Genomic DNA, 24,528 nt, shown 5'->3' on the forward strand with positions numbered 1-24,528 from the left:
AAAATAAGAATAATCTTTTAAGTATTCAGTCTTTTAGTCCGGGAATATCTCCAATTTGCCGACCATCTTGGCTGGATCCACCCACTCGTCGAACTCTTCGGCAGTGAGCACCCCCAACTCGACAGCCGCCTCCTTCAATGTCTTATTTTCCTTAAAGGCTTTCTGTGCGATAGAAGCCGCCTTGTAATAGCCGATCTTCGGATTCAAGGCCGTGACAAGCATCAGCGAATCATCCAGATGTTTCTTGATCGTCTCCTTCACCGGCTCGATACCGACGGCGCAACGGTCGTTGAAGTTCTGACAACCCTCGCCTATCAGGCGGGCACTATGCAGGAAGTTATAGATAATCATCGGCTTGAATACATTCAGTTCGAACTGCCCGCTGGCTCCCCCGACCGAGATCGCGACATCATTGCCCATCACCTGGGCGGCAATCATCGTCAAGGCTTCGCATTGTGTCGGGTTGACCTTGCCCGGCATGATGGAAGAACCCGGCTCATTCTCCGGCAAATGGATCTCGCCGATACCTGCACGCGGACCGGAACTCAACATACGGATATCGTTCGCAATCTTCATCAGACTGACGGCAACCAACTTCAAAGCGCCATGCACTTCGACAATGGCATCATGCGTGGCAAGCGCTTCGAACTTATTCGGCGCCTTAACGAAAGGTTGTCCTGTCATTTCCGAAACCCGCTTCGACACACATTCGTCAAAGTTCGGAGGCGTATTGATACCTGTTCCGACCGCCGTTCCCCCGATCGCTAACTCGGCAAGATGCGGCAAGGCGTTCTTTATTGCACGGATTCCATGCTCCAACTGGGAAGCATAGCCACTGAACTCCTGTCCCAACGTCAGCGGGGTGGCATCCATAAAGTGCGTACGCCCGATCTTGACGATCGGCATGAAATCCCGGCTTTTCTTCTGAAGCGTCTTAAGCAGCTTTTCAAGTCCGGGGAGGGTGACCTCTTTTACCATGATATAGGCAGCGATATGCATGGCGGTCGGAAACGTGTCGTTGGAGGACTGCGACTTGTTCACATCGTCGTTCGGCAGCAAAACCTTCTCCTCATCCGTCAGCTTACCGCCGTTCAGGACCTGGGCCCGGTTGGCGATCACTTCGTTCACATTCATATTGGTCTGCGTGCCGCTTCCGGTCTGCCAGACCACCAATGGGAACTGGTCGTCGAGCTTGCCTGCCAATATCTCATCGCAGACACGTCCGATCAGGTCGCATTTCTCGGCCGACAAGACACCCGCCTCCTTATTCGCCAGGGCGGCCGCCTTTTTCAGATAAGCAAACCCGCGTATCACCTCTTTGGGCATACGGTTAATATCTTGGGCAATCTTGAAATTGTCCACGCTGCGTTGTGTCTGTGCACCATAATAGGCATCAATGGGGACTTTCACTTCCCCCATCGTGTCTTTTTCTATCCGATATTCCATAAAAAGCAAATTTTTAATGCATTTCCTAACTCAATTATTCCGATTGATATCTTTCCGCCCATTCCAGAACGGTCGGACTCTTTACATCCACTCCGAACTCCTGCGCTTTCATTAATATCCGATGAGCCAAAAGCGGTTTCTCCTTTTCTGAGGCATACCTGAAATAGGCTTCCGCTGCCCGGACATGGGTGGCATCGGGGATGGGAAACTCACGGGTCTCCGGAATACCGAAATCCGAAGAAGGGAGCATGCCCCGTTCTTCGGTTGTCAGTTTGTCACTCAGGTGTCTGCTTGTTGTTGCCATAATCGTCTGTGTTTATAAAGATGTAAGGTAAACAACCGGGCAGGCAAAAGGTTTACAGAGGTGCATAAGAGAGGACTACTGTACCGGAATACAGATTTCCGTCAGCAGATTTTCAGGCTTCGTATTGCGCGGATCGTTCAGATAGCGTTCGTAGCTCGGCTCGTCACGAAGCGTACAACCCATCTCCGGCAATTTCTTTACATAGATCGTATCGTAAACGGCTTGCAGATATTCGTATGATCCCTCATAAATAAAGGTGGCATAACGACCGGCCGGAATCTGCTTGGCTCCGACTTCTCCTTTCGGCTGAACAGGAGCGGGCATGATCATGCAGACATCCGTACGCAACTTATCTTCGGATGTCACTTTCGGATCGTCGTGATAGATACAAAGCGGACAAGGATCGATTGTCGGCAAGTTATGCTCGCGGGCAAAAGCATAAAGCTTCATCCAGGTTCCGCCATAATCATTCTGGCGGTAATCGCCCGTCAGGCGGATATAAATCACATTGCGAACGGGAATTTCTTTTATCTCGGCCTCCAACAGCAAGTCGGGCCATATCTTTTCTGGTCTCATAATCGTGTACTCTTTATTGTTTCTATATTCGTTTGGTGAAATAGAATAGAACTGCCTGAAAGCCTTCGACAGGGAAGAGGGTGCACCATATCCGATGCGGTAAGCGATATCCCCGACGGACATATCCGTGTAGCGAAGCAGATGAGCTGCAGTCTCGATCCGTTTCCGCACAATGAACGCCCCCAACGGCTCTCCTAAAAACGCGCTCATCACCCGGTGAAAATGGTACGGGGACAAATGCGACATTTCGGCCAGCTGGTTCAGGTCTATATCATCCCCCAAGTGATTATTGATATACTCGATCACCAGGTTCACCCGTTTCAGGTATTCTTCTCTTGTCGTTGTTCGTTGTTGCATGTTCTTTTTCTGTTTTACTTCGCAAAGGTAACGTCCCTCCTGCCCAATAACTTTTCCAATCTTGCTAACTTACTAAGTTCTCAGGCATCTTCATGAACGAGAAGCCATCTCACGAAACGACATCAAGGTGAAACTGCCTTCGACATCAAGGCGAGACGGAGAGCCATTCCCGCACTGCCTCGACAAGCACCCGGTTCTCGTCTGCTGCCTGGGCCGATATGCGGATATAACGTTCGTCCAGGCCGCGGAAATTGGAGGCGTCGCGGATCAGCAAGCCGTGACGATCCCACAAATATTGTTTCAACTCAGCAGCCGTTCCTTTTTTCAGGCGGGCTAAGAAGAAAGTCACGGATGTCGGCAACGCTTCGAGGTCGCCCAACTCATTCAGCCGGTCGATCAGGCAGGCAGTCTCGCGCCTCCATTCACGTACGGGCAGGATATATTGCTCCGGATGCGTCAGGATGTATTTGCCGGCCTCCACAGCGATTGCGTTGACAGACCAGGGAATGATGTACCGGTTTATCTGCCCGGCCTTTTCCGGAGAAGCGATCAGGTAGCCGATGCGGAGTCCCGGTATATTATGCGCTTTCGAGATCGATTGGATCAGGATCAGGTTCGGATGAAGGCGGACATCCGAGGGTTTCAGCAACTCTTCCGTCGTAAAGGCGACGTATGCCTGGTCGATGATAAAGACCGTCTGCCGGTTCGCCTCGATCAGTGCTAACAGTTCCGCCCGGGGGATCAGCTTGCCGTCCGGATTGTTCGGGTTACAGATCCAGCAGAAGTCCAGCCCTTCCAGCGAAAGGCCGGACAGGTCGCACGAGGTCGGAAAGAAACTGACTTCATGCCCGTGCAGGCGGCAAGCATCTTCATATTCGGCAAAAGAGGGAACGGCAATAGCCGACTTTGCCCCTTTCCATGTTTGTGCCAGCAGATAGAAAGCCGTGATGGAGCCGTTCGTAACCACTATATTCTCCTCCTCCACCTCATAGCAGCGGGCAAGCAAGCGTTTCAGGGAAGAGGCATCCGGTTCCGGATAGCGCGTGAGTTCATAAAACCGCCTGTCCAGGTGTTCCCTGAGTGTGCGGAGATCGGCCCCGTGCCATACATTTGAACTGAAATTTATCTTTACCTCTTTCTGCGAATTATAGTGGTCGTCACCGTGTCCGAATAACATGATTAAAAAATTAAGAATTAAAAATTAAGAATTAAGAATTGTTGATTGCTTTATAGATTGCGTCTTGGATACGTGTACGGATCTCCAGCGAACTCAGCTTGTTGTTGGCCCGTGTCGGGTTCACCCGGTTGGACAGGAAGATATACAGCAAGTTGTTATCCGGGTCCACCCAGAAGCAAGTGCCGGTAAAACCGGTATGCCCATAGACGGAGGCGGGAGCCAGGCTGCCGCAAGGAGATGCTTTGCCCCCGCCAACTACCGGCTTGTCGAACCCCAGGCCGCGACGACAAGTCGGGCTTTTGCTTTGGGTGAAGAGGCGGCTGGTCTCTTTGGACAAATATTCTTCGCCGCCGTAGCTTCCCTGGTTCAGATAGAGTTGCAGCACTTTCGCCAGGTCACCCGCATTGGAGAAAAGTCCGGCATTGCCCGAAACGCCCCCTTGGAAAGCGGCCGCCTCGTCGTGCACATAGCCGCGCAGCAGTTGACGACGGATGAAACCATCATACTCGGTCGGGACGATCTGCGCCGTATCGAGGATGTGCAAAGGATTGTAGGTTGTATGCCAGGCTCCGAGCCGGCTGAAGAACGTGTCATGCAGCAGGCGGTCCATCGGTTGCCGCATCTGCTTCTCCACCATCATCTTCAACAGGATGAAATTGATGCAGCTGTATTTGTACTTGCCGCGCACACCGAGGCGCGAGTCTTTGATCTCCCGGATAATGGTGTCTTTAAAAGAGTCGTGCAGATACATGTTGCGGGCGATCTCTGTCGTAAAACCCGGCTTCTTCCGGGCGGATACCAGATCGGGGAGAAAAGAGAAGTCGTTACGCACATACGTCCGGGCATCGAAACGGACCGGATGCGCCTGGTTCTTTGCATTGCTGTACAGGCTGCCTTTGTAGCTGTCCCTGTCGATCGCGTTCAGGTAGAAATTGATCGTCGGCGTCAGGCCGGACTGATGGTAGAGGAGGTCTTTGATGACCAGGTTCTTTTTGTCCGAGTCCTTCAGTTCGGGGACGAAATCGGATATCTTATTGTTCAGCGTGAACATCTTGTCGTCATAGGCTTTCATAACGGCCAGCAAGGTCCCCGCCGCTTTGGAAGAAGAAGCCAGGTCATAGACGGAGTTCTCGTCAACAGCCTGTTTCTTGTCGTAGTCGAAATAGCCGAATGATTTGTCGTAGATAATCATGCCATCTTTGGCTACGAGCACCTGGCAACCGGGAAAAGCCTTCTGCACCAGGCCGTCTTCCACGATAGAGGCGATCACGTCCAAACGTTCGGGGCTTACGCCCACTTCTTCCGGCTCATGATAACCGAGACGTGTCTTTTCGGTAAACACGCCCGTCCCCGCCGTGTACAGGGTGGGAATGGAAACCGGCAACTTTCCTTTGACCGCAATGCCGCCGAAGATGGCTTGCGCCGCATATTCCTGAGCAAGCGGCGTACCCTCGTAGGCCATTACGACCGCTTTGGCTTTCAGGATGGAAGGTTTATATTCTTTACAAAAATAGGGCAAGGTGAAAAAGGCATAGACCAGTTCTTTCCTTGCTGCCAACTGGCGCAGAGCCGGGCTTTCCGGAATGCGGACCGTGTGTACGCCGCAAATGATCACATCATATTTCTCCAATTTCTTATAGACACTCTGCACCTGGGCGGCCGTCGCATTGCGACCGATGCTGAAACAAGCGATCGAGTCGTAGCGCCCCAACATCTTCTGGAACTCGTTTCCTACCCCGTCGCCGATAGACAGGGCGGCGATCTTTTTCTTATCGAGCTGCTTCAACGGGATGATGTCGCCTTCGTTCTTCAACAAGGTGATCGCTTCTTCATTCAACTTGGCAGCCAACCATGCAGCATGGGGAGAGTTCAGCCGTTCGGACAAACCTTTCGTCTCGACCGGGCGATAGTGGTTCAGCCCGGCAATGTATTTATATTGCAGGATCTTGATGATCTTCGCTTCTATCTCTTCCCTGTCCAATATACCTTCATCCAAGGCTTCCTTCACGGCTGCGAAATCATTGATCGGGGCCGCCGGAGCCAACAGGATATCATTGCCCGCCAGCAGCGCCTTTACGGAAGGATTGTCGGACTTGCGGGTAGTCGCGCCTTTCATTGCCAAGGCATCGGTAAAACAGAGCCCCCGGAACCCGAGTTCTTTTTGCAGCAAGCCGGTGACAACGGCACGGGACATGGAAACCGGCTTATCGCGCGACTTGTCCAATGCCGGGACATAAAGATGTCCGGTCATCACGCCGGCATAGCCGTCATAGATGTAACGTTTGAAAGGCAGCAGTTCCACGCTGTCCAGGCGTGCCCGGTCCTGATGGACGGCAGGCAGCGTATAATGGGAATCCTCGGCGGTATCGCCATGTCCGGGGAAATGCTTGGAGACGGACAGGATGCCCTGCCCTTCCAGCCCGCGGGCATACGCCAGCCCCTTTTCGGCCACCGCCTGCGGATTCTCGCCGAAGGAGCGCAGACCGATCACCGGGTTGTCGGTATTGCTGTTCACATCCATATCGGGTGCGAAATTGATGTGGATTCCCATCTCCTTGCACTGCCGGGCGACTTCCTTGCCGTATTCGGTTATCAGGTCGTTATCCTCGATCGCCCCCAACATCATATTCTTCGGGAAACGGGTCGTACCGGAGAGGCGCATGGAAAGTCCCCATTCGCCGTCCAGCGACACGAGCATCGGGACGCGGGAGGCTTTTTGCAGGCGGTTCGTCACCTCGGCCTGCGTGACCGGATCGCCTTTATGGAAAAGGATGCCGCCGAGCTTTATCTCATTGACGTAACGCATGAGGCGTTGCATATTGCGCGTGTCGGATTTCGGGTTGGCGATGACCATAAAGAGTTGCCCGACGCGTTCGTCGTAGCTCATCGCGTCGAAGACGGAGTCCACCCAATGATTCATTTTCGCCTTGTCCACTGCCCGGTAAAGGTTCGGCGTCGTCTGTGCGACAGCGGAAAGAACGGCAACACAACTAAATAAAAAGATATATATTTTCTTCATCGAAAGAGTTGAAATTTATGATTTATAATTTATGACTTACGAATAATGATCACAATGTCTTTCTAATAAATCATACTTCATAAATCATAAATCAAAACAAATGTACAGAAATTACCCTGATATTTCCTACCTTTGAGGTGTTTACTAACTAATTTTTAATCTAAATTCTATAGAACCATGCAAAGAAGGCACTTTATGAAGCTGACAGGAATGTTGGCTACGCTCCCGGCTATCAAGGGGATAGCTGCGACCTCCGAAAAAGCCGCTTCCTCCGGAAAGCAGCTATACGAATGGCGGATCTACACGCTGGAAGGAGACGCGGACGGCCTGGACGACTTTTTCCGCGATACACTGATCCCGGCCTACAACCGGAAGAACATCAAAGCCGGCGCTTTCGCCCCCTACAAGAAAGAGGAAAAAGAACGCCGCCTGCTGCTCTTTGTCTATCCTGATATCACTACTTATTATAAGGTAAAGCGAGAGATCTGGGACGACACGGCATTCAGGAAAGCGGCACAACCCTATTTCGACAAGACGGCTCCCCACCCGGCTTACTTCAATTTCGAAAGTTTCCTGTGCGAGGCTTTCGACAAAATTCCTTCCCTTCTGATGCCGGACAAGAACCGGACGATGTTCGAACTCAGGACGTACCACAGCCCCAACGAAGAGGCCAACCAACGGAAAGTCGCGATGTTCAACAAAGACGAGATAGATGTTTTCGACAAAGTCGGCATCAACTCCGTCTGCTACGGGGAAGTATTGGCCGGCCCGATCATGCCGGCGGTGATTTATCTCACCTGGTACAAGGACGAAGCGACACGCAATGCCGCCTGGGACAAATTCCGTACACACCCGGACTGGCAGCGGATCAAGAACCTGCCGGAATATGCCTATACGGCCACCCGGAACACCAGCCTGTTCCTCTCGCCGTTGCCTTATTCGCAGATGTGAGAGAATTAAGAATTAAAAAATTAAGAATTGATTGTGATGAGACAAACCTTATTCCTCCTGTGCCTTTGGGTTGGCAGCCTGTTGGCGGGGCATGCCCAGGAAGCCGATGAAGCGAATTACGACGAAAGCAAAATACCGCCTTACACCCTGCCCGCCCTGTTAAAGACGGCCGACGGCCGGGAAGTGACAACCGTGCAGCAATGGGAACAGGCCAGACGGCCGGAACTGCTGTCCGTCTTTACCGAACAGGTATATGGGAAGATGCCGGCGGACAAAGTGGATGTGTCCTACAAAAAGCTGGACGACAACCACAGTGCCGTCAACGGCAGCGCCACCCGCAAACAGATCGAAATCACATTCAGCCATAACGGTGTGGAACGGAAAGCCCTGCTGCTGATGTACCTGCCGAACCATGTCAAAACAAAAGCGCCTGTATTCCTGCATTTCAACTTCCAGGGAAACCAGACCATCTCTCCGGACCCGGACATCATCCCGTCGCAACACTCCAACCGCCCACGCGGCAACCAAGCATCGCGCTGGCCGGTGGAAAAGATCATCGACGCCGGCTACGGGCTTGCCACCGTCCATTACTTCGACTTCTTCCCCGACAGCAAGGACAGGTATGCGGAAAGCATTCTCGCCCTCTTCGGCTATCGGTCGGAAGGAGACATCCCGGCGGACGGCGGACAGGCGATCGCCGCTTGGGCATGGGGCTACAGCCGGGTGATGGATTACCTCGAAACAGACTGGCAGGTCGATGCCTCCAAAATCATCCTGATGGGACATTCCCGCCTGGGCAAAACCTCCCTCTGGGCAGGCGCGACCGATCCGCGTTTCGCAATCGTCGTCTCCAACGAATCCGGATGTGGCGGAGCAGCCCTGTCCAGACGGCAGGTGGGCGAGACGGTCAACCGGATCAACCACGCTTTCCCCCACTGGTTCTGTCAGAACTTCCGCCGGTATAACAAGAAAGAAGACGAACTGCCGATCGACCAGCATGAACTCTTGGCCCTCATCGCCCCCCGCCCCCTTTATGTGGCAAGCGCCGAAGAAGACCGCTGGTCCGATCCGAAAGGTGAATTTCTTTCGGCCGCATACGCCGGAGAGGTCTACAAGCTCTACGGGATGAAAGGATTGGAAACGACCACGATGCCGGCGGTCAACACACCGATCATGAACCGTGTCGCCTACCACAACCGTACCGGCGTGCACGATGTGACGGATTTCGACTGGGAGAACTACATCAGGTTCGCCGACAAATGGCTGCTGAAGTAAAATTTATTTCCGGCTACTGCTTGCGTATCAAATAATTATTTCGTTCCTTTGCATCCGCTTTACGTAATCTCTGTCGGGACAGGTAGCCCGTTACATTGCGTTTCATTAAAAATTACAATTAAAAAGCTTAAAAACAATGGATTTAATTAAAGTTGTAAACGAAGCGTTTGCTACGAAGAAGGAATTTCCTGCATTCAAGAGTGGTGACACTATTACAGTTGCTTACCGTATCAAAGAAGGTAACAAAGAACGTGTCCAGCAGTACAGAGGTGTCGTAATCCGCATCTCAGGTCATGGTGACAAAAAACGCTTCACAGTGCGTAAGATGTCTGAAAACGTAGGTGTAGAACGTATTTTCCCGATCGAATCTCCGTTTATCGAAAGCATCACGGTTAACAAGTATGGTAAAGTGCGTCGCGCTAAATTGTATTACCTGCGTGCTCTTACCGGTAAGAAAGCAAGAATCAAAGAAAGAAGAGTGTAATCTCTGTGGTTCTATTGCCATACGAAAAAGCCGTCCGATTCATTTCGGGCGGCTTTTTTGTTGGATACGCGTCGGAATCTCCGTCTACACCTAAAAGTATTTATAAAATGTAAAGAACAGGAACAAACCCCTGACAGGCATTGTTTGTCTGGAAACTCAAAAAAGATGTTCCTATGAATTACGGTATTAGCGTTCTGTTCAGGGCAATTCCTTTACTTATGGCCCTGTTTTGTTTTGGTTACGGCTGGTTCGTCACCTCCTACGGGACAGATCCGAACCGGTATGTGGCGGGGCCTGTGGTTTTCTCGCTGGGTATGATATGCATCGCACTGTTCTCGACGGCCGCCACCATCATACGGCAGATCATCGGGACGTTCGGGCAGGTCAGTAAATATGTGCTTCCGGGAATCGGCTACCTTTCGGCCGTTCTGGCTGTCATAGGCGGCGTGCATATCCTGCATGCTTATCCGGACTCGGCTTCGTTCATTGCAGGGCATGTGGTATGCGGCGTAGGGTTTATCACGGCTTGTGTCGCAACGACCGCCACATCCTCCACCCGTTTCACCATGATTACCGAAAATGCCAGAAAAAGCGACCACGACGTTCCGCCGAAAGCCTTTACCCGGGCACAGGGGCTGATGCTGATCGCCATTGCCGTCATCCTCTCGCTGACAACCTGGATATGGGCGTTCGTGCTATTGTCCAAAGGCGACTTACACCCTAAATATTTTGTTGCCGGACATGTGATGATCGGACTCGCCTCGATCTGTACCAGCCTGATCACGCTGGTTGCCACCATTGCCCGGCAGATACGGAACATTTTCTCGCCGACCGAACGCAAGATATGGCCGGTACTGGTCCTCGTCATGGGAAGTCTTTGCATCATTTGGGGATTGATCCTGATACTGGGAACCGCCGACATGGCGCTCGGTTCGACCGGCTACATCATGATCGGCTTAGGTTTGGTTTGTTACAGCATTTCCAGCAAGGTGATATTGCTGTCGAAGATATGGCGGCATGAGTTCAAACTATCCAACCGCATCCCGCTGATTCCCATCTTCACGGCGTTGACTTGCTTATTCCTGTCGGCTTTCCTGTTCGAGATGGGTTCCATCCACGGATACTATTTCGTTCCGGCACGCGTATTGGCCGGGTTGGGAGGCATTTGTTTCACGCTTTTCTCCATCGTAAGTATTCTGGAAAGCGGGACTTCTTCACATTAGGACAGGCCGTGACTTAACAGAAAAACCCGTATCTTCTACCCTTTTCCTTCGGACTCATTAGAAACCGGGATGTGTTCCATAAACCGATGGACAGTAGAGCGGGAACGAATATGATAGGAGGAAAGAGCTAACGGATCAAGTCCCATAGTTTGACACACCTCCTTTTTTAAACATAGTACAAGGCCTCTTTGTTATTCTTTCATATTTTAAACAACTGAGAATATGAAAACAAGGAAATTAATCGGATTACTTTTTCTCCTCCCGTTACTGGCGGCCTGCACTGGCCATAAAACGGCAAACGAAGCGGCGCAAGCGGAAAACTTTACAAAAGATACGATCCCGACCGGCCCGAACATCTTTTACTTCAACGGAGACTTCACCTATTATGCCGATGCCGCCACACTGAAAGACTGCATCAGCGGGGCCGTCCTTCCGGTAGCCATGAAAGGCGAATACCTCAAAGTCGAAAAGAGATACCAGGAGATGAAGCCGAAAGAGATGGAGGCCATCAATTGCGGCGTAATGGGCTATCTGGTTCCCAAAGAAGCGGACGAGGAAGGCCCCGATATGCAGCTCCTGATCACCGGGCTGGTCGGATTCGACCGGACAACTTCCTGCAATCCGAAAGACATCATTACCGATGCCGTCTACGCCGCTTATCATCCGAACGAGAAAGAGGCCCGGACAAAGACCTCCATCACCTTCGACAACGATTACACATTCCAATGCACGACCTACCAATTATCACCCGCCAAGTTCGTAAGCGACTACAGGGGGCACTGGTTCCGTACGGCAAAAGACAACATCGTACTGCTGGTCAACGATGAAGTCCTGTATGAAGGGACAATCGATTACAGCAACATGAACCTCATCCTGCAAAACGACAACGAAAACGAGGTGATCTTCAGGAAAGGCGCCTGAATTACAAAAAAGGAGACTGCCCATCCGCGGACAATCTCCTTTCACTTACATCCAAATCATTAACGGGATTCTTACTTCTTGTAAGTCTTATATCCATAAACAGCCAAGTCGCCCAACTCCTCTTCGATGCGGAGCAACTGGTTGTATTTGGCCATACGGTCGGAGCGGCTCAACGAACCGGTCTTGATCTGTCCGCTGTTGGTCGCCACAGCGATGTCGGCGATCGTGGCATCTTCCGTTTCGCCGGAGCGGTGGGAAGTGACGGAGGTGTAGCCGTTGCGGTGCGCCATTTCGATCGCATCCAATGTTTCGGACAAGGTACCGATCTGGTTCACCTTGATCAGGATGGAGTTGGCGCAACCTTCTTCGATCCCCTTCTTCAGGAATTCAACGTTCGTCACGAACAGGTCGTCACCGACCAACTGGCATTTGCTTCCCAACGCCGCAGTCAGCAGTTTCCAGCCTGCCCAGTCGTTTTCGTCCATACCGTCCTCGATAGAGTCGATCGGGTATTTGGCAACCAGGCCGGAGAGGTACTCCACCTGCTGCTGGGCGTTACGCTTGGCGCCTTTGTCGCCTTCGAACTTCGTATAATCGTATATGCCATCGTGATAGAATTCGGAGGCGGCGCAGTCCATTGCGATCGTCACGTCCTTGCCCGGTTCGTATCCGGCAGCATTGATGGCGGCCATGATGGAGTTAAGGGCATCTTCCGTTCCGTCCAAAGCAGGAGCGAAACCGCCTTCGTCACCGACAGCCGTGCTCAGGCCGCGATCGTGCAACACCTTCTTCAAGGCATGGAACACCTCGGCTCCCATACGCAACCCTTCGCGGAAACAGCAAGCCCCTACCGGGCGGATCATAAATTCCTGGAAAGCGATCGGGGCATCCGAGTGGGAACCTCCGTTGATGATATTCATCATCGGGACAGGCAATACATACGCATTCGTTCCGCCGATGTAGCGGTAAAGAGGCTGGTCCAGATAGTGGGCAGCCGCCTTGGCCACAGCCAGCGAAACGCCCAGCATGGCGTTGGCGCCGAGGTCGGACTTAGTCTTCGTGCCGTCCAGGGCAATCAGTTTATGGTCGATCTCACGCTGATTCAAGGCACTCATGCCCAGGATAGCGGGAGCAATTACGTTATTGACATTATCGACAGCTTTCAGAACCCCTTTGCCGCCATAGCGTTTCTTGTCGCCATCGCGAAGTTCGATCGCTTCGTTTTCACCGGTAGAAGCGCCGGAAGGAACGGCTGCACGGCCAAAAGCGCCGGAAGCCAGATGTACATCTACTTCAACAGTCGGGTTACCACGTGAATCAAGGATTTCTCGTCCTACTACTTTTACAATTTCCATACTTCTAATATTTGAGTTTTATCTTTCGTACAAATATAACAAAAGAGGGCGGGGCTTTGTTGGAAAAACAAGATCGAATTTATTTATCATGTCATTTACGCAATTGACAATAGAGGTCAGGGGGAGAAACAGCATCTTAATTCCACTTTTCTCTAAAAATCCCTCAACCTTTTCCCAACCGCATTGTTTCTTTTATACGATAGAGTTTTTAAATCGGTCATGATGAAAAGGTTATTATCCATATTATCACTTCTTCTCCTGCTTATCACCGGACAGGCAATCATGGCCGCGACAGGCGAATCCGCTGCGGACAAAAAGCAAACGGCCGTTACGTCCAACGAGAAAGCCCTCTCCTTGCAACATAAGATAAAATACTTCGAACTGAACCAATGCCCTAATGCAGCCCCCTGTCTGAGCAACCGTGTACAACATTCTACGGAGATAGGCGAGCGGTTCCTGAAAACCGTCTCCCGCCAGCTCGAACAGTCCTTGCAAAAGGGACAAGATGCCCTCAACAAGATATCGGAAATAGTATCAGTCACTCACTCTTTAAAATGTTCTTCCCTTCGTATACGGGCGGGCCATTGGGTCTACGTCTTACGAAAAATTATTATTTGATAGTCCATACTGTTGGTTTTAGTAGCTGAGAGTAATCGTCTCCCCTCTTGGAGAGGGGACATAAGGGTGTGTATCAAATAATTCAAGAGTATGGAAACTAAAAAAACAAATAATAAGAAAGCATACAACGGCATTTCCGCAGCCATCGTTATCCTGGCATGTTTCATCATTGCCGTATGTTTTTACCAATTCGTCCTGGGCAACCCGGCGAACTTCATGGATAACAATCCCGCCAACCATCCGCTGCCCGGCAATTACTTCGGTACGGTTTATAAAGGCGGTTACATCGTCCCGGTGGTGATCACCCTGTTCCTCACCGTCGTCACCCTGAGTATCGAACGCATGATCGCGATCAGCCGCTCCAAAGGGAGAAAAAATTTAGTCCACTTCGTACAGACCATCAAGAAGTATCTGGAGGAAGGCAACCTCGACGCCGCCCATAAGCTGTGCAGCGAGCAGAAAGGTTCCGTTGCGAATGTCGTCAATGCGGCCCTGTCGCGCTACAGCGACGTGGAAAGTTCTTCCGGACAGACCAAAGAACAAAAGATATTGATCATCCAGAAAGAGATCGAAGAGAGCACCGCCCTCGAACTTCCTTCGATGGAGCAGAACCTTCCGGTCATCGCCACGATCTCCACGCTGGGAACCTTGTTCGGGCTGTTGGGGACGGTATTAGGCATGATCCGCTCGTTCGCCGCCCTGGCCAATGCCGGAGCACCCGACTCGGTGGCCCTGTCCACCGGTATTTCAGAAGCATTGGTCAACACCGCACTTGGTATCGCTACCGGCGCGCTGGCCATCATCTCATACAACTATTTCACCAGTAAAATAGACAATATCACCTACGCTATTGATGAAATCGGTTTCTCCATCGTCCAGACGTTTGCCGCTAAACATTAAGTCCTATGCCTAAGCTGATAGTAAAACGCAAAAGCACATTCATCGACATGACGGCGATGAGTGATGTCACCGTGCTGCTGCTTACTTTCTTCATGCTGACGTCCACCTTTATCCAGAAAGAGCCGGTGGTGGTTGCCACCCCTTCGTCCGTCTCCGAGATCAAGATACCGGAAACGGACATCCTTTCCATCCTGGTGGACCCCGACGGGAAAGTATTCATGAGCCTGGACAAACAGGAAGACAAGGCGAACGTCCTGAAGCTGCTGGGAAAAGATTTCGGCATCAACTTCACGGACAAAGAGGTGTACGACTTCAGCCTGCAACCTTCCTTCGGTGTCCCCATCCAGAACATGCAGGAGTTCCTCGGCATGCCGTCCGGCGAACAGGACCGACTGATGAAGGACTACGGCATTCCCGCCGACAGCACCGACAACCAGTTCAAACTCTGGGTGCAACATGCGCGGGAAGTGAACCGTGACCTCGTCATCGCCATCAAGGCGGACCAGGACACTCCTTATCCGAAGATTAAAAACATCATGAACACATTGCAGGACCTTCGAGAGAACCGGTATAATTTGATTACCTCGCTCAAAAAGATGCCCGACAATGTCTAACAACGACTAAAGTCATGGCAGAAGTAAATACAGACAAAGGCAAAGACGACGGCAAGAAAGGCAAACAGAAAAAGATGACCGTCCGCGTGGACTTCACGCCAATGGTGGACATGAACATGTTGCTGATCACCTTCTTCATGCTCTGTACCTCGCTCAGCAAGCCACAGACAATGGAGATCAGTATGCCGTCGAAAGACCAGGTAACGGAAGCGGAGCAGACGAAGGTCAAAGCCTCCAAGGCCATCACCCTGTTGCTTGGCGAAGACGATAAGATATACTACTATTTCGGCGAACCGGACTACGAGCACGTCGAGTCGCTGCAACAGACCGGCTACTCGCCTGCCGGACTGCGCGACATCCTGCTGGAACGCAATTTCGATGTCGTCCGCCAGATGAAGGAACTCAAGCTGAAGAAACTCAACAAGGAGATTTCCGAAGACGACTTCAAGAAGCAGGCCGCCGAGATAAAAGGTTCCAAAGACGCTCCCGTCGTCCTGATAAAGGCTACCGACGACGCCTCCTACCGGAACCTGGTAGACGCACTGGACGAAATGCAGATATGCAATATCGGCAAATACGCAATCGTGGATATCACGGATGGAGATAAATTTCTGATCGACAACCTGAAGAGCGGCGGCGAGCTGGCCAAACAGATTGCCCGGTCCAATCCTAAAAAATGACGGTTATGCTAAAGAATATAAACTTGAATTCACCGGAATGGTGCGAGTTGGTCTTCACCGGAAAGAATAAGGAGTACGGCGCCTACGAGTTACGTAAGACCTCCTCCTCCCGCCATATCCGCGCCCTTCTGATCGTAGCGGCCGGGGCGATCCTGCTCATGGTATTGCCCGCCATCATCCATTCGGTCGTACCGCAACACGCAAAGGAGCAGGTGCTCGAAGTGACCGCCCTCTCCGACCTGACGATGGATACGAAAGTGCCGGAGGAAAACATCGTGCGCAACATCGAAGCCCCGCCGCCCCCCAAACTCAAAAGCACCATCAAATTCACCCCTCCCGTCATCAAGGCGGACAAGGAGGTGAACGACAATGAAGAGATCAAGACACAGGAAGAACTGACGACCTCGAAGATGGCCATCTCGGTAGCCGACGTACAAGGAACGGACAGTGAAGACGCGATCGACATCGCCGACCTGAAAGACAACAAAGAGGTGATCCAGGAAGAGACGAAGCCTTATACGGCCGTCGAACAGATGCCGGAATTTCCGGGTGGCACGACAGAACTGTTGAAGTACATCGCCAACCACCTGAAATATCCGGTCATCGCCGCCGAACAGGGCATACAGGGAAGCGTGACGATCCGTTTTGTGGTCGGTCCGAGCGGCGAAGTGACGGATGTGGAAATACTCCGCAAGCTCGATCCTTCATGCGACAAAGAGGCAATACGTGTAATCAAATCACTCCCGAAATGGATGCCGGGCAAGCAGAACGGCAGGGCTGTTCCCGTCTACTTCATCGTTCCGGTACGTTTTAAACTACAATGATCATGAACCTTGGCTTTTCCGAAGTTACAGGTTACTTAAATACAGGAAATAATATGAAACGGACTCTTATCCTCTCTCTCTTGGCTGCCGCGTTTTTAGCAGCCTGCAACTCTAAAAAGCGGACGGAACCCGACGACACTCCCACAAGCGGCGTGATAGCGATTGCGGTAGATGAATCGCTTGCCCCGATCGTGCAGGAGGAGATCGCCGTATTCGAAAGCATCTACAAAGAGGCAGGCATCGTCCCCCGGTTTTCCGGCGAGACGGAGACGATCAACCGGCTGTTGCACGACAGTACCTGGCTGGCCGTAACCACCCGCCCGCTGACGCAGGAGGAAACCGCTTACATGAACCAAAAGAAGCTGTTTCCGAAAGCCGTCAAGGTCGCGACCGATGCGATCGCGTTGATCATCAACCGGACGAACCGGGACTCGTTGATCGGGATGCCCGTATTGAAGGAGATCCTGACCGGCAGGATACGCAACTGGAACGAATTGTCGCCCCGCAACCCGGCTATGCCCATCGAAGTAGTGTTCGACAACCCGAATTCAAGTACGGTACGGTATGCGATCGACTCGATCTGCGGCGGTGAGAAGCTAAGCGGACACCTGCAAGCGGAACAGAGCAACCGGGCGGTACTCGATTATGTCTCGAAAACTCCGGGGGCACTCGGCATTATCGGGGTCAACTGGGTCAGCAACCCGGTCAATTCCACGAGCATGAGCTTTATCGATAATATCCGCGTGATGGCCGTCAGCCGTTACCGGGAGGCGACTCCTGCAAACAGCTTCAAGCCTTACCAGGCTTATATCGCCTTGGACGATTATCCGATGACACGACCTGTCTACCTGCTCCTTTCCGAACCCCGGACGGGACTGGCTTCAGGTTTTGCCTCTTTTGTAGCAAGCGACCGCGGACAACGGATCATCCTCAAATCGGGGTTGCTTCCGGTGACACAGCCGCTGCGAATCGTAAACATCAAATAAACAATATAATCGTATGACACGCACTATCTATATCCTCATCATCAGCCTGCTGGCAAGCATCGCTTATGCAGGCAATAATCCCGGCATTGATTTTTATAAGGCCGGTGAACCGGACATCGCCAAAAAGCTGTTCGAGGAACAGCTGGCCGGTACCCCTGCCGAAAAGGCGGTAGCTCTCTACTATTTAGGCGAGATCGCTTTCGATGCCGGACAAACGGCAAAGGCACTCGGCTATTACAAGCAGGGATGGGAAACCGATCCCGAATATGCCTTCAATAAAGTCGGCGAAGGGAAAATCCTGTTGAAAACAGACCGGCCGTCAGCCGGGAAAGCATTCGACACAGCGATCAAGGTCAACAAGAAAAATGCAGACACCTACGTTGCCATCGCCTCCGCCTACTCGACAAACGGCATGGAGGAAGAGGCCGCAGCCTCCCTTGAAAGCGCCCGGAAACAGAATCCGAACGCTCCCGCCATCTTCCTCTACGAAGGTGACCGCCTGTTGGCACAAAACAAGCCGGGCGATGCCGCCGGCAAATACGAACAGGCGATCCATTTCGATCCGGACTGCCGGATCGCCTACATCCGGTATGCCGAGGTCTATCAGGCTGTGACTCCTTCCCTCTCCGTCGAGATGTTGCAGAAGGTCATAGCCAACCATCCGGAGTACCTGCTCGCCCAGCGCACGTTGGGCAACGTCTATTCCTTGCAGGGCGCCTATGCCAAAGCGGTCGACGCCTACGACAAATATATGGCAGGCGGGTTATACTCCACCGACAACCTGGTTCATTATGCTTCCGCCTTGTTCTTCGACAAACAGTATGACAAAGCGGCCGAAGTACTTACCCAAGGCGAAGCTATGGACCCGGACAATTTCCTGTTGAAACGTCTCAGTTTCTATGACGCCTGCGAAACCGGCAAGTACCAGGAGGGATTGGACGAGGCGACTGCTTTCTTCCGGATTCCGGACGGCAAATTTATCTGGCAGGACTATCTGTATTACGGCCGCCTGCTGAACGAAGCCAAGCAGTATGACCAGTCTTTAGCCGCCTTGCAGCAGGCTCAAACGCTTAGCGGCAACCATGCGCATCCTGAAATATACAAGGATATCGCCAATGTCAACCTGAACAGTGGAAACGACAATGCGGCGATCGAAGCCTATACGAAATATATCGAACAGGCGGGCGAAGCGGCAGAGGCCTCGGATTTCTACCAGTTAGGGAAATATTACTATGGCGCGGCGGTCAAGGACAGTACGCTTGCAGCCGGCTACCTGGCGAAAGCGGACAGTGTCTTCGCCATTGTGAAGGAGCGCGTGCCGTCAAGTCACTTGGGCGTCCTGTGGCAGGCTCGTACCAATTCGCTGCTGGACCCGGAAACGGAGAAAGGGCTGGCTAAACCGTACTACGAAGCATGCATCCCGATGCTCGAAAAGAATCAGGACAAATACCGGAAGGAACTATCCGAATGTTACCGCTACCTGGGCTACTACTATTACCTCAAGCAGGACATGGACAGCTCAAAACTGTACTGGAACAAAATCCTCGACATCGCCCCCACCGACAAGACGGCTTTAGAAGCACTGAAAAACATCAAATAAAGACTTTTTCTCTATCTTCATGTTTTCTCACCCTGGCATATCAGTTAATCGACCTTTCGGGTATGCCGGGGTTTCTTTAAGCAATTTTACCTGTGCTCAACTCTTGACACAGATAATTATAAACATAAGGCGGACTCTGGTAATACAATCCTGTTTCCTTATCCAACAACAATTCATACAATTCAGAATTGTAAACCGTAGCAAATGCGTCTAACATTGTCAGATTATAATCACGCATCAGAAACATTACCAATTTCTGCACGACCGACTGCACTAAAAATTTATATTCCTTATTCATAAGACAATCAAACAAGAGGTTGCTTTTAATGTTCCAAAGAAATATTGTTTATTCAATTTTCTATATGTCAATTCTTTTACCAGCATTTCCAATGATATCATTCCTTGTTCATAACGTTCCAGTTGAAAGGCTACACCATCATCTGCAACAGGACCAGCAACTATATCATAGTCGTGAACATTTTCTCTATTTTCATTATTCCGATTCCTTAATATGAAAAGAGCCCATTCTTCAGAAGGCCTATCAAATATCTTTACAGATAAGGATTTATCCGACAGAAATCGTTCATCAAAAAAATATGAAGAAACTATGGCTTCGCCATTACGGGCAATCTTCAAACGCCTTTTAGCCATATCTTCGGCCTGCTCTCTGATATCTGTCAGATAAAATCCACACCCAAAGTCTTTTCCGGACATACACTTGGCTAAATCGATCGACGAGACTTTCATATTTGAACCATGATACAAAATCATTCTATTGCTCCTCCATTGCTTTTACATATTTGGGTAAGATCATCTACAGCATCTTGGATTGACAACAAATGTTCAGCTTCATAACACTCATCCAAAAACTCCAAGCCCTTAAAACGAGATAAATAGGCATATGCCTGTTTATTTGTCAAGTCATACTTATCAGCAAAAGCACTGATACAGTAATCAATGTAGATCACTTTATTCTTTGTCTCTTCCATAACCATCGCCTGTTTCTTTTATGGTTACAAAGACATCGACAACTCGATCCGACATCCTAAAGCGTTCATAATGCGATAGAATGTCGAGACTTTCGGTTCAGTCTGCCCGCTTTCCACTCTCGATATATAAGAACGGTCCGAACCTATACGGCGAGCCAGTTCCGCTTGGCTGATCTTTGCTTTTTTCCGCGCATCTTCTATAATTTGCCCGGTATAAAAAGCATAGGCTTTTTCTTCAGCTTCGATACGGCTGGAAGTTCCGGGTGCTCCGAAACGGGCATCCAGTACAGTATCATAATCAAATACCTGATGATTGTTTGTCTGCATAATATGCCTCCTTTATTTTTAAAGCTTTCTCTATTTCATTAGTGGGAGTTTTTTGTGTTCCCATAAAGGCCTCGAAATAGCCCCCATAAGTTTGTATTTTACGCTTGACTTCCATATTGCAAATATACAAAACGTTGTTCAACTATACAACAAAGTACTCTTCCTTTTTACCTGTCACCATCAATCATTATAACCAACGAATCCCCGAAAGCCTGAACTTCCGGGGATTGTTTTTTGTCTGCCTCCGGTCTTCACAGAGGGAAGGACAGAAGAACTTTTTTAATTTCATTAACTTTAGTATTAATATTCACCGCTTGTTCTCCCTCGCGGGGTAATTGGACGTTCCCAGGCAATCGGCAGCAAAGCCGGCTATTCGGGGAATGCCGCACGGTGATATTTAGAATTATTTGATTATAAAATGTCATCTACGTGGGGACGATCCTCTATGACCGCCCGCCACATTTCAGTATTGTTTAGTACCAATTATTTAACGATAGCTTTTACAGCAGCTTCACCTTCAACAGCTACAACTACTACACCTGCCGGAGCAGCGATCGTTGCATTGTCAGAAGAGATAACCGTGTTAGCTACTACCTGACCTAAGATGTTGCTTACAACAACTTTCTTACCGGCAGCACCAGCGATCGTTACGTTGCCTTCGCCAGCTACAACCTTAACAGTTGCTACAGCTGGAGCATCTTCGTTAGAAGTGGCAGAGCCTTCGCCTAATGTTACAACCAGAGCTTTTTCTACCTGATTTGTAAAGCCTAACTTACCGTTCAGGTTGTACAAATAATAATTCGGAGCAGAAATCGGTCTGATTACATAGCTGCTTTCAGAAGCTTTCATAATGTAGAACTTGAAGTTATCAACACCTCCCAAGCATACATCTTCTTCTTCCTCTTCTGCAACCAAAACAGACTTACCGTTTACAGTCGTAGAGATTGTGTCAAGACCAGCCAATGTTGCCGGACGGAAAATAGCTTTCAAATCGCCATCACGTCCATCAGCAGCGACATAAGAGCCTTCCAAAGCATAGTTTACATTATATACATAATCAGCCTTATTAGCATCCCAATGAAGCATAGAATCCGTTGCGAAATACAAGAAGTCTCTTGCTTCTTCTTCACCATTACCTTTAGAGATATAGAAAGAATGGAAATCCTTGTCGATATCAGCAGTATCCAACCAGAATGTCATGCCTTCGCCGATAATACCTTCCAAGATACCATTCTTGTTCAGTTTCACAGCAACAGCACCTTCTTCGCTATTGAATGTAGCGTGGCGAGCTACAGCTTCCAATGATTCAGAAAGAGCATCGAAATCAACCGTTACAGCTGAATAAGGAGCATCCAGTTTATCCAAAGTTGCAGTACCAGCTTCAAAAGAAGCAGAAGATGTATTTACAGACCATTTTTTTGCATCAGCCTTAACAACAGCCTTATAATTATCGGCATCAGTAGGACCAGTAGTAATAGCCACTTTAGTAAAACGCATCATAGCATATGTTCCATCCGCATTCTTTTTGAAGAATAAACGCTGTGCGTTATCTTTATCATTTGCTGCTTTATAATCATTAGCAGTACCACCAAAATACTGCTTAGAATTATCGTTCTTCAAATTGTACAGCAAATAAGAAGTCGCTACGTTTACAACAGAGTCTTTCTGTTTTACATCTGTTCCGTCCAGATAAGCATATTTCATCTTATTTTTTACGTTTTCAGCCTTTTCAAACATCCACTGAACGCTATTAGCAGCATTGTTGATAGGAACAAAATAAGCAGGAGTAGCACTACCAGTGTAAGCCATGTACAGCTTTTCAACCGTTACCGAACCAGTACCGTTGAATACCAATTCTGTCTGCTGGTTCAACTGTGCATCTGTCAATGTCAAGAAACCTTCGCTTTCAGTTGTCGGAGTCAGTTTGACAATCTGATATTTCCAGTTAGCAACCGTAGACAAATCCGTACCGGAAGCAGGAGCAACTACACCAACAATAGAAGTAATAGAAGCGCCATTGCTCAATGCTGCATTACTGATTGCATATTCGCCAGCCTTGTCAGTCTTATACATGCTGACAGTGAAAGTCACGTTTGTTTCACGGTTTGTGAATGTAAAGTTACGACCGCTTACAGAAGAGATTACCCACTGAGCCAACGGAGCATTTACATCTACATCTTCCGGAGCAGCTACAGCAGCACCGAATGCAGAAGTGCCATAAGTCGGAACCAAATACTTGCCATACAAAGAAGAAGCGGCAGCAGTAGTGTTAGCCGGCTTAGTTCCCAAGAAAGAGATGTTGTAGATGGCAGCATCGTCTGCTTTCAATACGTCAGCAGCAGCAGCCCAAGTGTTGCTTGTTGTCATAGCCAAAGACAGTTTGTCTGCGTTACCGGAACCAACAGTCGTGATATAAGTCTTGATACCACCTGTAGTCAAAGAGTAAGCACCTACTGACAAAGCTGTAGCAGACGTGTTGTCATTGCCTTCAACTTTAGCATTAGCCAATGTAATCGTATATTCGCCTTCTGCATTCTGAGGATCATCTTCTGAAACAGCGAAAACACCGTTCACGCTTGCAACTTTACCATCTTTCTTAACGTTGTTATCGGCCAACTTGTTACCTTTTACAGTTGTAAAGTCGTAACCTTCACCACTTGCAGCATCCAAGCCTGTGATACCAAAGTTCTTTTCCGGGTTCAATACGATAAATGTAGCAGCTTCAACCTGTGCTTTTGTAAAACCTGTAGCCAGCAGTTTCTTACCGGCAGCGTCAGCTTTAACAAAATACATACCAGAAGTTGCAGCAGTAGAAATTACACCTGTCAATGCAGCATCTACAGTAGGTGCAGAAACAGCAATCATCTGGTCTGCAAACGGATTGACGTCCGGATCAGAAACTGCGTTCGGGAATGCAAACTTGAAGCCTTGACCAGAAAGGTTGGCGTTCAAATCATCAACAGCGAGGCCTGTTTTAGCAACCCATGCTGTAGCAGCTGTTCCCGCGGCATTTACATCATATGTCGTAGCGACACTTGTATTAACTTCAAACTGACCAGCTAAATTCAAAACTGAAATTTTTCCAAAATCCAACCCTTTACCTTCTACAGTAAAGATGTTTGTAACAGTTGCAACATTTGTCACATCAGCACTTAACGCAGAACCATCTGTTTTCGTCACATAAAATGGTTTTCCATCAGCTTTCAATGTAAACGTAGAAAAGTCACCAATTGCATTGTAAGCATAATCAGCAATTTCAAACAAAGCAGCATTTTCGATAGAAGCATCACCTGCAGCAGCATAAGTGGAAACAGCCGTTCCATTTACCTTGTGAGTTTGATCCACTTTGATGTAACCTCCTGTGTTACCCAAGTAGAACTTTGCACCATTCTGCAAATCACCTTTTGCGGCTTCCGCTGTAACAGCAGCGTTTGCAGAACCAAACAACGCGCTTACCATCAGCAAGCCCGCTGTCAAAAGAGTAGAAATTCTTTTGTTCATAATCTAAACTTTAATATTAATAATACAATAATTGAAATGCTCGTTCTATATATATGTACACGCATTTATAATGTACACGTGTTAACATTTGTATCTTGATAGCAAAAACGATCGTTTTTTTTAGTCATTTTTTCCGCCTATATTCAAAGTTCGTATTGAAAAGGTGGTTTTTCGTCCTCAAATTGCTATCTGATTGATAAGAAAGGATATAGAGGTAGGATTTTTTTTCAAGAAAAGAGTTGTGGTTTTAAAAAGTATGTGTATTTTTGTGCTGTAAAAATGACGAATTAAAACGATCGTTTTTTTTAGTCATTTTCCCGCCACCCAAATTTCTGATCCACAGATATTTATCTTCAAAAACGACATTCTAAAAAATCATCAACGCCGTTCTCGTTCAAAAA

Annotated in this window: 22 protein-coding genes; 12 read left to right on the top strand and 10 right to left on the bottom strand. The window is 49.4% G+C overall.

Features of this window, described 5'->3' with window-relative positions:
* Positions 1 to 33 precede the first annotated feature (33 nt).
* The 5 genes from fumC to RDN79_RS01300 all read right to left on the bottom strand — a co-directional run bounded on the left by fumC (position 34) and on the right by RDN79_RS01300 (position 6,879).
* Entirely contained in the window at positions 34 to 1,446 is a 1,413-nt protein-coding gene (gene fumC, locus RDN79_RS01280; RefSeq protein ID WP_298550485.1) for a class II fumarate hydratase, read from the bottom strand.
* 34 nt (positions 1,447 to 1,480) lie between these two features.
* Positions 1,481 to 1,750: a hypothetical protein gene (locus RDN79_RS01285; RefSeq protein ID WP_298550483.1), complete on the bottom strand. Its 270-nt coding sequence runs from the start codon at positions 1,748 to 1,750 to the stop codon at positions 1,481 to 1,483.
* A 75-nt stretch (positions 1,751 to 1,825) separates the two neighbouring features.
* Positions 1,826 to 2,683 carry a GyrI-like domain-containing protein gene (locus RDN79_RS01290; RefSeq protein ID WP_298550481.1) on the bottom strand — a complete coding sequence of 286 codons (858 nt, stop codon included), beginning with the start codon at positions 2,681 to 2,683 and terminating at the stop codon, positions 1,826 to 1,828.
* Positions 2,684 to 2,828: 145 nt separating this feature from the next.
* On the bottom strand, positions 2,829 to 3,860 hold the full coding sequence (locus RDN79_RS01295; RefSeq protein ID WP_298550479.1) for an aminotransferase class I/II-fold pyridoxal phosphate-dependent enzyme: 1,032 nt from the start codon (positions 3,858 to 3,860) through the stop codon (positions 2,829 to 2,831).
* A 31-nt stretch (positions 3,861 to 3,891) separates the two neighbouring features.
* Positions 3,892 to 6,879, bottom strand: coding sequence for a glycoside hydrolase family 3 N-terminal domain-containing protein (locus RDN79_RS01300; RefSeq protein WP_298550477.1), 2,988 nt, complete (start codon positions 6,877 to 6,879; stop codon positions 3,892 to 3,894).
* 195 nt (positions 6,880 to 7,074) lie between these two features.
* On the opposite strand from RDN79_RS01300, the gene RDN79_RS01305 reads away from it, so the two are divergent.
* The 5 genes from RDN79_RS01305 to RDN79_RS01325 all read left to right on the top strand — a co-directional run bounded on the left by RDN79_RS01305 (position 7,075) and on the right by RDN79_RS01325 (position 11,733).
* Positions 7,075 to 7,830 carry an NIPSNAP family protein gene (locus RDN79_RS01305; RefSeq protein WP_298550475.1) on the top strand — a complete coding sequence of 252 codons (756 nt, stop codon included), beginning with the start codon at positions 7,075 to 7,077 and terminating at the stop codon, positions 7,828 to 7,830.
* Between the two features lie 36 nt (positions 7,831 to 7,866).
* Positions 7,867 to 9,105, top strand: a complete 1,239-nt coding sequence (locus tag RDN79_RS01310) for an acetylxylan esterase (protein WP_298550473.1) — start codon at positions 7,867 to 7,869, stop codon at positions 9,103 to 9,105.
* Between the two features lie 136 nt (positions 9,106 to 9,241).
* Positions 9,242 to 9,589, top strand: coding sequence for a 50S ribosomal protein L19 (gene rplS, locus RDN79_RS01315; protein WP_298550472.1), 348 nt, complete (start codon positions 9,242 to 9,244; stop codon positions 9,587 to 9,589).
* A 173-nt stretch (positions 9,590 to 9,762) separates the two neighbouring features.
* The gene (locus RDN79_RS01320) at positions 9,763 to 10,812 is read left to right on the top strand and encodes a DUF2776 domain-containing protein (protein ID WP_298550470.1); all 1,050 of its coding nucleotides are present in this window, start codon (positions 9,763 to 9,765) and stop codon (positions 10,810 to 10,812) included.
* Between the two features lie 222 nt (positions 10,813 to 11,034).
* Positions 11,035 to 11,733 carry a hypothetical protein gene (locus RDN79_RS01325; RefSeq protein ID WP_298550468.1) on the top strand — a complete coding sequence of 233 codons (699 nt, stop codon included), beginning with the start codon at positions 11,035 to 11,037 and terminating at the stop codon, positions 11,731 to 11,733.
* Between the two features lie 71 nt (positions 11,734 to 11,804).
* On the opposite strand, the gene eno is transcribed toward RDN79_RS01325, so the two are convergent.
* On the bottom strand, positions 11,805 to 13,088 hold the full coding sequence (gene eno, locus RDN79_RS01330; protein ID WP_298550466.1) for a phosphopyruvate hydratase: 1,284 nt from the start codon (positions 13,086 to 13,088) through the stop codon (positions 11,805 to 11,807).
* A gap of 222 nt (positions 13,089 to 13,310) precedes the next feature.
* Here eno and RDN79_RS01335 point away from each other — a divergent pair, with 222 nt between their 5' ends.
* The 7 genes from RDN79_RS01335 to RDN79_RS01365 all read left to right on the top strand — a co-directional run bounded on the left by RDN79_RS01335 (position 13,311) and on the right by RDN79_RS01365 (position 19,310).
* Positions 13,311 to 13,706, top strand: a complete 396-nt coding sequence (locus RDN79_RS01335) for a hypothetical protein (RefSeq protein WP_298550464.1) — start codon at positions 13,311 to 13,313, stop codon at positions 13,704 to 13,706.
* A 90-nt stretch (positions 13,707 to 13,796) separates the two neighbouring features.
* Positions 13,797 to 14,606, top strand: a complete 810-nt coding sequence (locus tag RDN79_RS01340; RefSeq protein WP_298550462.1) for a MotA/TolQ/ExbB proton channel family protein — start codon at positions 13,797 to 13,799, stop codon at positions 14,604 to 14,606.
* Positions 14,607 to 14,611: 5 nt separating this feature from the next.
* Complete coding sequence (locus tag RDN79_RS01345; protein WP_298550460.1) at positions 14,612 to 15,220, top strand: biopolymer transporter ExbD; 609 nt, start codon at positions 14,612 to 14,614, stop codon at positions 15,218 to 15,220.
* Positions 15,221 to 15,234: 14 nt separating this feature from the next.
* The gene (locus RDN79_RS01350) at positions 15,235 to 15,900 is read left to right on the top strand and encodes a biopolymer transporter ExbD (RefSeq protein ID WP_298550458.1); all 666 of its coding nucleotides are present in this window, start codon (positions 15,235 to 15,237) and stop codon (positions 15,898 to 15,900) included.
* Between the two features lie 5 nt (positions 15,901 to 15,905).
* Positions 15,906 to 16,724, top strand: a complete 819-nt coding sequence (locus tag RDN79_RS01355) for an energy transducer TonB (protein WP_298550456.1) — start codon at positions 15,906 to 15,908, stop codon at positions 16,722 to 16,724.
* Between the two features lie 53 nt (positions 16,725 to 16,777).
* Positions 16,778 to 17,710, top strand: coding sequence for a PstS family phosphate ABC transporter substrate-binding protein (locus RDN79_RS01360; protein ID WP_298550454.1), 933 nt, complete (start codon positions 16,778 to 16,780; stop codon positions 17,708 to 17,710).
* Between the two features lie 13 nt (positions 17,711 to 17,723).
* Positions 17,724 to 19,310 carry a tetratricopeptide repeat protein gene (locus RDN79_RS01365; RefSeq protein WP_298550452.1) on the top strand — a complete coding sequence of 529 codons (1,587 nt, stop codon included), beginning with the start codon at positions 17,724 to 17,726 and terminating at the stop codon, positions 19,308 to 19,310.
* Positions 19,311 to 19,604: 294 nt separating this feature from the next.
* On the opposite strand, the gene RDN79_RS01370 is transcribed toward RDN79_RS01365, so the two are convergent.
* From RDN79_RS01370 to RDN79_RS01385, 4 genes are all read right to left on the bottom strand, one after another.
* Positions 19,605 to 20,024, bottom strand: a complete 420-nt coding sequence (locus tag RDN79_RS01370; RefSeq protein WP_308572776.1) for a DUF3990 domain-containing protein — start codon at positions 20,022 to 20,024, stop codon at positions 19,605 to 19,607.
* Positions 20,025 to 20,077: 53 nt separating this feature from the next.
* Entirely contained in the window at positions 20,078 to 20,299 is a 222-nt protein-coding gene (locus tag RDN79_RS01375; RefSeq protein WP_308572777.1) for a DUF3791 domain-containing protein, read from the bottom strand.
* A 24-nt stretch (positions 20,300 to 20,323) separates the two neighbouring features.
* Positions 20,324 to 20,626, bottom strand: coding sequence for a helix-turn-helix transcriptional regulator (locus RDN79_RS01380; RefSeq protein WP_298550447.1), 303 nt, complete (start codon positions 20,624 to 20,626; stop codon positions 20,324 to 20,326).
* 483 nt (positions 20,627 to 21,109) lie between these two features.
* Positions 21,110 to 24,127 carry a DUF6383 domain-containing protein gene (locus tag RDN79_RS01385; RefSeq protein ID WP_298550445.1) on the bottom strand — a complete coding sequence of 1,006 codons (3,018 nt, stop codon included), beginning with the start codon at positions 24,125 to 24,127 and terminating at the stop codon, positions 21,110 to 21,112.
* Positions 24,128 to 24,528: the final 401 nt, after the last annotated feature.

Origin of the sequence: uncultured Parabacteroides sp. (assembly GCF_902493135.1) — a bacterium.
Taxonomy (GTDB): domain Bacteria; phylum Bacteroidota; class Bacteroidia; order Bacteroidales; family Tannerellaceae; genus Parabacteroides.

Excerpts from the sequence above, each read along its gene's own strand:
- fumC (WP_298550485.1), bottom strand. The coding sequence starts at position 1,446 with ATGGAATATCGGATAGAAAAAGACACGATGGGGGAAGTGAAAGTCCCC.
- RDN79_RS01285 (WP_298550483.1), bottom strand. The coding sequence starts at position 1,750 with ATGGCAACAACAAGCAGACACCTGAGTGACAAACTGACAACCGAAGAA.
- RDN79_RS01290 (WP_298550481.1), bottom strand. The coding sequence starts at position 2,683 with ATGCAACAACGAACAACGACAAGAGAAGAATACCTGAAACGGGTGAAC.
- RDN79_RS01295 (WP_298550479.1), bottom strand. The coding sequence starts at position 3,860 with ATGTTATTCGGACACGGTGACGACCACTATAATTCGCAGAAAGAGGTA.
- RDN79_RS01300 (WP_298550477.1), bottom strand. The coding sequence starts at position 6,879 with ATGAAGAAAATATATATCTTTTTATTTAGTTGTGTTGCCGTTCTTTCC.
- RDN79_RS01305 (WP_298550475.1), top strand. The coding sequence starts at position 7,075 with ATGAAGCTGACAGGAATGTTGGCTACGCTCCCGGCTATCAAGGGGATA.
- RDN79_RS01310 (WP_298550473.1), top strand. The coding sequence starts at position 7,867 with ATGAGACAAACCTTATTCCTCCTGTGCCTTTGGGTTGGCAGCCTGTTG.
- rplS (WP_298550472.1), top strand. The coding sequence starts at position 9,242 with ATGGATTTAATTAAAGTTGTAAACGAAGCGTTTGCTACGAAGAAGGAA.
- RDN79_RS01320 (WP_298550470.1), top strand. The coding sequence starts at position 9,763 with ATGAATTACGGTATTAGCGTTCTGTTCAGGGCAATTCCTTTACTTATG.
- RDN79_RS01325 (WP_298550468.1), top strand. The coding sequence starts at position 11,035 with ATGAAAACAAGGAAATTAATCGGATTACTTTTTCTCCTCCCGTTACTG.
- eno (WP_298550466.1), bottom strand. The coding sequence starts at position 13,088 with ATGGAAATTGTAAAAGTAGTAGGACGAGAAATCCTTGATTCACGTGGT.
- RDN79_RS01335 (WP_298550464.1), top strand. The coding sequence starts at position 13,311 with ATGAAAAGGTTATTATCCATATTATCACTTCTTCTCCTGCTTATCACC.
- RDN79_RS01340 (WP_298550462.1), top strand. The coding sequence starts at position 13,797 with ATGGAAACTAAAAAAACAAATAATAAGAAAGCATACAACGGCATTTCC.
- RDN79_RS01345 (WP_298550460.1), top strand. The coding sequence starts at position 14,612 with ATGCCTAAGCTGATAGTAAAACGCAAAAGCACATTCATCGACATGACG.
- RDN79_RS01350 (WP_298550458.1), top strand. The coding sequence starts at position 15,235 with ATGGCAGAAGTAAATACAGACAAAGGCAAAGACGACGGCAAGAAAGGC.
- RDN79_RS01355 (WP_298550456.1), top strand. The coding sequence starts at position 15,906 with ATGCTAAAGAATATAAACTTGAATTCACCGGAATGGTGCGAGTTGGTC.
- RDN79_RS01360 (WP_298550454.1), top strand. The coding sequence starts at position 16,778 with ATGAAACGGACTCTTATCCTCTCTCTCTTGGCTGCCGCGTTTTTAGCA.
- RDN79_RS01365 (WP_298550452.1), top strand. The coding sequence starts at position 17,724 with ATGACACGCACTATCTATATCCTCATCATCAGCCTGCTGGCAAGCATC.
- RDN79_RS01370 (WP_308572776.1), bottom strand. The coding sequence starts at position 20,024 with ATGTCCGGAAAAGACTTTGGGTGTGGATTTTATCTGACAGATATCAGA.
- RDN79_RS01375 (WP_308572777.1), bottom strand. The coding sequence starts at position 20,299 with ATGGAAGAGACAAAGAATAAAGTGATCTACATTGATTACTGTATCAGT.
- RDN79_RS01380 (WP_298550447.1), bottom strand. The coding sequence starts at position 20,626 with ATGCAGACAAACAATCATCAGGTATTTGATTATGATACTGTACTGGAT.
- RDN79_RS01385 (WP_298550445.1), bottom strand. The coding sequence starts at position 24,127 with ATGAACAAAAGAATTTCTACTCTTTTGACAGCGGGCTTGCTGATGGTA.